We start from the raw sequence: 1,279 nt of genomic DNA on the forward strand, positions 1-1,279 counted from the left end.
CGCCTGGCGCGCGCCTCCCCCCAAGGCAAAGGGGCCGCCCCTATGGGCGGCCCCTTCGTTTGACTTCCGATCACCGGCCCCGCAGGGCCGGGTCAGACCACGATCACTCGAGGATTTTCGACACCACGCCGGAGCCCACGGTGCGGCCACCTTCGCGGATTGCGAAGCGCAGACCGTCTTCCATGGCGATCGGGGCGATCAGTTCCACGGTGAACTTCAGGTTGTCGCCGGGCATGACCATCTCGGTGCCCTCGGGGAGGGTCACGGTGCCGGTCACGTCGGTGGTGCGGAAGTAGAACTGCGGACGGTAGTTCGCGAAGAACGGCGTGTGACGGCCGCCTTCTTCCTTGGTCAGGATGTAGACCTCACACTCGAACTTGGTGTGCGGCTTCACCGAACCCGGCTTACACAGAACTTGGCCACGCTCCACGCCTTCACGGTCGATGCCGCGCAGCAGGGCGCCGATGTTGTCGCCGGCCTCACCGCGGTCGAGCAGCTTGCGGAACATTTCCACACCGGTGCAGGTGGTCTTCTTGGTGTCGCGGATGCCGACGATTTCCAGTTCGTCGCCGACGTTCACGACGCCACGCTCGACACGGCCGGTCACAACGGTGCCGCGGCCCGAGATCGAGAACACGTCTTCGATCGGCATCAGGAACGGCTGGTCAACGGCACGCTCCGGCTGCGGGATGTACTCGTCCACGGCAGCCATCAGTTCCTTGATCTTCTCTTCGCCGATTTCCGGATCGCGGCCTTCCATTGCGGCCAGAGCCGAGCCTGCGATGATCGGAATGTCGTCGCCCGGGAAGTCGTACTCGGACAGCAGCTCGCGGACTTCCATTTCCACCAGCTCGAGCAGTTCCGGATCGTCCACCTGGTCGACCTTGTTCAGGAACACGACCATGGCGGGGATGCCCACCTGGCGGCCCAGAAGGATGTGCTCGCGGGTCTGCGGCATGGGGCCGTCAGCCGCGTTCACAACCAGGATCGCGCCGTCCATCTGCGCCGCGCCGGTGATCATGTTCTTCACGTAGTCGGCGTGGCCGGGGCAGTCCACGTGCGCGTAGTGACGCGCTTCGGTCTCGTATTCCACGTGTGCGGTCGAGATCGTGATGCCGCGTGCCTTTTCTTCCGGCGCGCCGTCGATCTGGTCGTACGCGCGGAAGTCACCGAAGTACTTGGTGATTGCTGCGGTCAGCGTGGTCTTGCCGTGGTCAACGTGACCGATCGTGCCGATGTTGCAGTGCGGCTTGCCGCGCTCAAACTTTTCCTTTGCCAT

General features: G+C 64.1%; 1 protein-coding gene. It reads right to left on the reverse strand.

The genetic code is table 11. The annotated features are described in order from the left end of the window. Positions 1 to 103: 103 nt before the first annotated feature. Positions 104 to 1,279: elongation factor Tu (tuf, locus tag LC039_RS26735; protein ID WP_066102746.1), on the reverse strand; the 1,176-nt coding region annotated here is incomplete at its 5' end.

This window comes from Alloyangia pacifica (genome assembly GCF_020524285.1).
Lineage (GTDB): Bacteria > Pseudomonadota > Alphaproteobacteria > Rhodobacterales > Rhodobacteraceae > Salipiger > Salipiger pacificus_B.